Raw genomic sequence first — 7192 nt, 5'->3', positions numbered from 1 at the left:
CGTCAGGCGCGGTGATATCCCCGGTCGCCGTGGCCGGCTCGGAGACATTGCCTGTATCGTCGATGGCAACGACGTCATAGTCCTTGCCGTCTTCCAGCGGCTCGTCGGTCGTGATCTCGTAGTTACCGTTATCGTCGGCCTCCCCGGTGCCCACCACATCACCGGTGTCCGGATCACGGATCTCGACCACGCTGTTGGGCTCGGCGGTACCGCTTACCGTGGTGCCGTCAGGCACGCCGTTTTCGTCCAGCGTGTTAGTGACGCTATCAACGGTCGGCGCGTCAGGCGCGGTGATATCCCCGGTCGCCGTGGCCGGCTCGGAGACATTGCCTGTATCGTCGATGGCAACGACGTCATAGTCCTTGCCGTCTTCCAGCGGCTCGTCGGTCGTGATCTCGTAGTTACCGTTCTCGTCGGCTTCCCCGGTGCCTACCACATCACCGGTGTCCGGATCACGGATCTCGACCGCGCTGTTGGGCTCGGCGGTACCGCTTACCGTGGTGCCATCAGGCACGCCGTTGTCGTCAAACGTATTGGTGACACTATCAACGGTCGGTGCGTCAGGTGCGGTGGTATCCCCCGTTTCCGTGATCGGCTCGGAGACATTGCCTGCGTCATCGATGGCAACGACGTCATAAGCCTTGCCGTCTTCCAGCGGCGTGTCGGTCGTGACCTCGTAGTTACCGTTATTGTCGGCCGTCCCTTTGCCAACAACATCACCGGTGTCCGGATCACGGATATGTACCGTGCTGTTGGGCTCAGCGGTACCGCTTACCGTGGTGCCATCAGGCTCACCGTTTTCGTCAAGGGTGTTGACGACACTGCCAACGGTCGGGGCGTCTGGCGCAATGTTATCTCCATCGGAGACAGGGTCGCCGTCTGAGCCATCGCCATCGCCGTCTGAGCCATCGCCGTCTGAGCCATCGCCGTCGCCGTCTGAACCATCGCCGTCGCCGTCTGAGCCATCGCCGTCGCCGTCTGAGCCATCGCCGTCGCCGTCTGAGCCATCGCCGTCGCCGTCTGAGCCATCGCCGTCGCCGTCTGAGCCATCGCCATCGCCGTCTGAGCCATCGCCATCGCCGTCTGAGCCATCGCCGTCGCCGTCTGAGCCATCGCCGTCGCCGTCTGAGCCATCGCCGTCGCCGTCTGAGCCATCGCCGTCGCCGTCTGAGCCATCGCCATCAGAGCCGTCGCCGTCTGAGCCCGAGTCGCTGTCAGAGTCAGAGTCGCTATCCGCAGCCACGGCAGCCACCCCAGCCGCGCCTAGAACTCCTGCAACCACTGCCCATGCCGGGATACCCCCGGCCAACTCAGCTGCCTCTTGGATTTCAGCAAACGAAAATCCTGACCAAGGGGACTCATACTGCCCCCACCAAACGACCTCATCGGAATCTTCGAGGAGCAGCTCACTTCGCTCCCCCTCTGAAACATTGAAAAAGTCAGAAATGACGATCTTCTCCCCAGACTTCAAGGTGATGATCAGATCCATTCCCGACTGGTCAAACGCTGCTACCTCTTCGGGTCCTATAGCAATTTTTACTGCACTAGGAGCCTGCAAATCGACAGCACTTCCCTGTGGCAATTCAACCACATCGCCGCCAGCCTTAGGAGTAACAACTATGAATGCATTTTCCATAATCCACCTCTATCCCTTTTACTGTTACTTAAAGCCCTGGAGAGCCTTGTCCTTCCGGGAATCTCTCGAACTCATTCCCAAAACACCGCCAGAACTCAATCATCATCGTAGCTAAAATCAAACGTGAAAAATGAATACGACTGACGTACTCTTCCTTCATCCTAGGCACCTACCGGCCTAAAGAAAGAAGAATCCGCCAACCAGATTCAAGCACTTTCTTTTAACAAGATCTCGACGCGACGATTAGGCGCTAGACATTTTTTCAGTTCAGCGCCAGCGATGTTCGGACAATTCACTACCGGCTCGCTCTCTCCTCGGCCTTCATAGCTGATACTCCCAGGATTCACCCCCCACTGCACCAGAGCATCTGCCACTGCTTTGGCCCGCTCTTCAGAAAGATGCATATTGTATTCCGCTGCACCGATTCGATCGGTGTGTCCAGTCACCGAGATAGAGAGGGATTGAAATTTACTCTGAGCGTCCTGGAGGACCCGACGTAGTTCCGACCGGCCTTGTGAAGAGACAATATAGTTATCAAAATCAAATAAAAAGCCATCTGAGAAGCTGACTTTTTGAGGCTGAGCAGGCACTGAGAGCTCTGAAAAAAGATGCTCACACTGTGGCCGCCGCCACTCTAAAGAAGAAAGAACCTGCTGAGAGAAGGAAACGCGATATTGGCATACAAGATAATTTTTACCGGGAAGCGGCAAACTCACGTTGTATAACCAGCTATCATCTTGACCGACAACTGACGGGACGATCGGAGCGCCAAGAAGACTCATTACATCTTCCTGCGACAGCTCGCCGAGACCAGCACTCAGCTCCTGCAAATCTCTGATGGGTATGTCGTCACCATTTCGCAGGAACGGCTCACCTAGCTCAGAGTGAGAGGCATCGACAACAACATCAGGGAACTCCTCCGCCTGAGCAGAGGCTACAATGCTAATTGTCGCTAAAAAAGAGCCTGCAATCAGCATCACAGACTTTTCTTTGACATTTCTATCCATAGTACCCATAGCGCCTTCCTTGCCATCTGTTGTTTATTTTAAAAAATCTGTCTAATCTCGCTCTGACCATGGGCCAAACAAAAACCCCACGGTCAATGCATCATCTCGCCCCCATTAACACCTAATTCCCTATAGAAATTATTAAACATATCTTTCATTACCATGAATCTGTGGCACTAGCCCCATCTCAAGCGCTCCGCGCATGCCCGTCATGGCCGACCACTGTTGCGTTGGCAGGCATCGCCGACTCGTTTCGACATGATTTCCCCCTAGGGGGCGGCGATGCTGGCTGCCGCTAACCATTGGTTTCCTGCCTGGTGGCTTTGTTCGACAGACGATCGCCATGTCGTTCTTTGCGGATAGCGCAAATGGCTGCACGGGAGGAGGCGAACCGCCATGCGCTCGATTTTCTAGCCCGTCGTAGGAGTTGATCCATCTCGCTTTGTGAACCACGGGGGGCGTTCGGCGCATCATTTTTGGCAGCAGAGAGTGCTCTCGGTGCCACTTGGCCGGGCGGCGGACCAAATTCGGGGGGCTAGCCATGCCCAGCATCCCCAGCCAACGCAGAAGGTTGCAGGATAACCGTTTCAGGTCGCCGCCCTGCGCAGTGGAAAAATGACGGCTGATGGTGTCGACACAGGCAACCTCGAAGCATTGCCCAATGACGGAAAGGCCGGTACGGCTGGAGAAGGGACCACGGCTGGAGAAAAATCTGACATTGAGCATGGCACTGTCCCGGTGAATGGCAATAGTCGCTAGTGAGAGGCCCTTCAAAGATCCAGTCTCAGTCTTTTTGATGATGCGTCTCAGCCACGCCAGCCGGACGAAACTAAATTAGACAACTTCAAAAGGAACTGCAACCGCAAACGGCCGAGGGCATCCAAACACGATTGCCAGAACATTTTTGTGAACAAATGTTACATCCGCAACAGCAGCTCGCTTGGCTAGTCGGCGCGCCGCATGATGGTGTTGATCCGAATGGCCAGTGATATAGAGCCAGCTTCATGTCGCTTCTCAGCCGGGCTTCTTATCTCCAAATCGACTCATATATCGTATATCCATAACAAATCAGTATCGATATCGAGCATTGGCGCAACCGTGACAGCCGACCTTCGCAATGAATGATCCGTTGTCCAGGGAAACCATGGCGATACGGAGAGTCAGGCCAGAGCCATTGACCAAGGCGGTCTTCTCGGCACAGCAAGCGCCTATTTATCGGCAACATCGTCGAGGTTCCTGAACGTTGGATGCACCGTCTCACGTCGACGAGAGGTGCACATCGATCGCCGACTTCACTTCGCCAAACCGGGCAACAGCTAGTCGGCGATCGATTACGCACGGTATTCGGCCCCTGCCGGCAAGGTGTCCTCGTCGGCCCGACGGCCGCGCTCGACCAGCTTGCGCAAGGCCACGTAGAACACCGGGGTGAGGAAGAGGCCAAACAGGGTGACGCCGAGCATGCCGGCGAACACCGCCATGCCGAGCGCCTGGCGCACCTCGGCACCGGCGCCGCTCCCCAGCATCAACGGTACCACCGCGGCGGTGAAGGTGATCGAGGTCATGATGATCGGCCGCAGGCGCAGGCGGCAGGCCTCCAGGGCCGCCTCGACGATGCCCTTGCCCTGCCTCTCCAGCTCGCGGGCGAACTCGACGATCAGGATGGCGTTCTTGCACGCCAGGCCGATCAGCACCACCAGCCCGACCTGGACGAAGATGTTGTTGTCGCCCTTCATGAACCACACCCCGAGCAGCGCCGAGAGCATGCACATCGGCACGATCAGGATCACTGCCAGCGGCAGGGTCCAGCTCTCGTAGAGGGCAGCCAGGGCCAGGAACACCAGCAGCACCGAGAGCGGGAATACCACCAGCGCGGCGTTGCCCTGAGTGGCCTGCTGGAAGCTCAGGTCGGTCCACTCGAAGGACATGCCGTTGGGCAGCACCTGGTCGGCCAGCTCGCTCAGCTTGTCCATCGCCTGGGCCGAGGACAGCACACGCGGATCCGCCTCGCCGGCCAGGTCGGCGGCGGGATAGCCGTTATAACGCAGCACCGGATCGGGGCCGAAGGTCTGCTGGACATCCACCATCGAGCCGATCGGCACCATTTCCCCGTACTCATTGCGCGTACGCAGGTTGGCAATGTCCTCGACGCTGCCACGGTAGGCAGAATCGGCCTGGGCGATCACCTGCCAGGTGCGGCCGAACTGGTTGAAGTCGTTGACATAGGTCGAGCCGAGATAGGTCTGGAGGGTGTCGAACAGCTCGGTCAGCGGAACCCCCTGAGCCTTGGCCTTGATGCGATCGACCACGGCATCGAGCTGCGGCACGTTGGCCTGATAGCTGGTGATCGGAAAGCCCATGCCCGGGGTCTGTGAAATGGCCCCCTGGAAGGACTGCACTGCGCTCTGCAGGGCGCCATAGCCCAGGCCGGCACGATCCTCGATGAACATCTGCCAGCCATTGCCGTTGCCCAGGCCGAGAATGGGGGGCGGCATGAACGAGAAGGCGAATCCTTCCTGCAGACCGGCGATCTTCTGATTGATCTCGGCATTGATCTCGGCCGCCGTGCGCGAGCGCTCATCGAAAGGCGCCAGCGGCAGGAACGCCACGCCGCTGTTGGGGGTATTGGTGAACTGCAAGGCATTGAGGCCAGGGAACGCGATGGAGTGGGAGACTCCCTCGGTGGACATGGCGATCTCACTGATCTGGCTGAGCATCTCGTCGGTACGCGACAGCGAGGCCCCTTCCGGCAACTTGACCCCGGCGATCAGGTATTGCTTGTCCTGGGTCGGAATGAACCCCGGCGGCACCATCTTGAACATCATGCCGGTCGCCACCAGCAGCAGCGCATAGACCAGAAAGACCGCGCCACGCCGGTGCAGCGAACGCGATACCGCGCCCTGGTACCTGGACGAGCTACTGGCGAAGAAGCGATTGAAGGGGCGGAACAGCCAGCCGAACAGCAGGTCGATCAGGCGGGTCATCCGGTCCTTGGGCGCATCGTGGGGCTTGAGCAGCATCGCCGCCAACGCCGGTGACAGGGTCAGCGAGTTGATCGTGGAGATCACCGTTGAGATGGCAATGGTGGCGGCGAACTGGCGATAGAACTGGCCGGTGACACCGGAGAGGAAGGCCATCGGCACGAACACCGCACACAGCACCAGGCCAATGGCGATGATCGGGCCGGATACCTCACGCATCGCCTGATGCGCGGCCGCCAGAGGCGCCAGGCCATCCCCGATGTTGCGCTCGACGTTCTCCACCACCACGATCGCATCATCGACCACGATGCCGATCGCCAGCACCAGGCCGAACAGGGTCAGGGTATTGATCGAGAAGCCCAATATATAGAGCACGGCGAAGGTGCCCACCACGGATACCGGCACCGCGATCAGCGGAATGATCGAGGCACGCCAGGTCTGCAGGAACAGCGTGACCACCAGCACCACCAGCAGCACGGCTTCCAGCAGAGTCTTGATCACGGACGAAATCGAGTCGCGCACGAAGATGGTGGTGTCGTACACCGCCTCGTACTCGACGCCCTCGGGGAACCACTGGGCCAGCTCGTCCATGGTGGCGATGACGTTCTCCTGGATCTCCAGAGCATTCGCCCCCGGTGCCTGGAAGACGCCGATGGCGACCGCATCATTGCCGTCGAGTTTCGAGCGCAGGGTATAGTCGCCGGCGCCCAGCTCCAGGCGGGCGACATCGGCCAAGCGCACGAGCTCGCCATCCCGGCCACTCTTGACCACGACATCGCCGAACTCCTGCTCGGTGGTCAGGCGCCCCCGGGCATTGATCAGGGTCAGGAAGTCACTGTCGGGCATGGGCTCGGCGCCGAGCTGGCCGGCCGACACCTGCACGTTCTGCTCGCGTATCGCCTGTACCACGTCGCCGGCGGTGAGGCCGCGCGCGGCGATCTTGTCCGGATCGAGCCAGGCACGCATGGCATAGTCGCCACCGCCGAAGATCTGGGCATCGCCGACGCCCTGAATGCGTGACAGGGCATCCTTGACGTGAAGCCGGGCATAGTTGCGCAGATAAAGCGTGTCATAACGCTCATCCGGCGACGTCAGATGCACCACCATCAGGAACGTCGGCGACTGCTTCTGCGTGGTCACGCCCTGCCGACGCACATCCTCGGGTAGCCTCGCGAGCGCCTGGTTGACCCGGTTCTGCACCTTGACCGCGGCATCATCCGGATCGGTGCCGGGGCGGAAGGTCACGGTCATCTGCAGCACCCCGTCGGAGCCGGCCACCGACTTGAGGTACATCATGTCCTCGACGCCGTTGATCGCCTCCTCCAGCGGTGTTGCCACGGTCTCGGAAATGACTTTGGGGTTGGCCCCTGGATAGGCCGTGCGCACGACCACCGACGGCGGCACCACATCCGGGTATTCGCTGATCGGCAACATCGGGATGGTGATAATCCCGGCGATGAAGATCAGTATCGACAACACCGCGGCGAAGATCGGCCGGTCGACGAAGAACTTGGCGAAATCCATGAAACGACTCTCCTCGGAGCGGGGAGACGGCACCCGCTCCGCTCAGA

Annotated in this window: 3 protein-coding genes; all 3 read right to left on the bottom strand. The window is 59.5% G+C overall.

What is annotated here, in order from left to right:
- Positions 1-1636: Ig-like domain-containing protein (locus ACGTN6_RS18205; RefSeq protein ID WP_394594379.1), on the bottom strand; the 1636-nt coding region annotated here is incomplete at its 3' end.
- A gap of 206 nt (positions 1637-1842) precedes the next feature.
- The gene (locus ACGTN6_RS18200; protein ID WP_394594377.1) at positions 1843-2652 is read right to left on the bottom strand and encodes an OmpA family protein; all 810 of its coding nucleotides are present in this window, start codon (positions 2650-2652) and stop codon (positions 1843-1845) included.
- A 1322-nt stretch (positions 2653-3974) separates the two neighbouring features.
- On the bottom strand, positions 3975-7145 hold the full coding sequence (locus ACGTN6_RS18195) for an efflux RND transporter permease subunit (RefSeq protein ID WP_394594375.1): 3171 nt from the start codon (positions 7143-7145) through the stop codon (positions 3975-3977).
- Between the last annotated feature and the right edge of the window lie 47 nt (positions 7146-7192).

It is taken from the genome of Halomonas sp. B23F22_20, assembly GCF_043496985.1.
Lineage (GTDB): Bacteria > Pseudomonadota > Gammaproteobacteria > Pseudomonadales > Halomonadaceae > Halomonas.
Note: the sequence above shows the minus strand (reverse complement) of the source record. Positions and strands in the feature narration are given on the sequence as shown.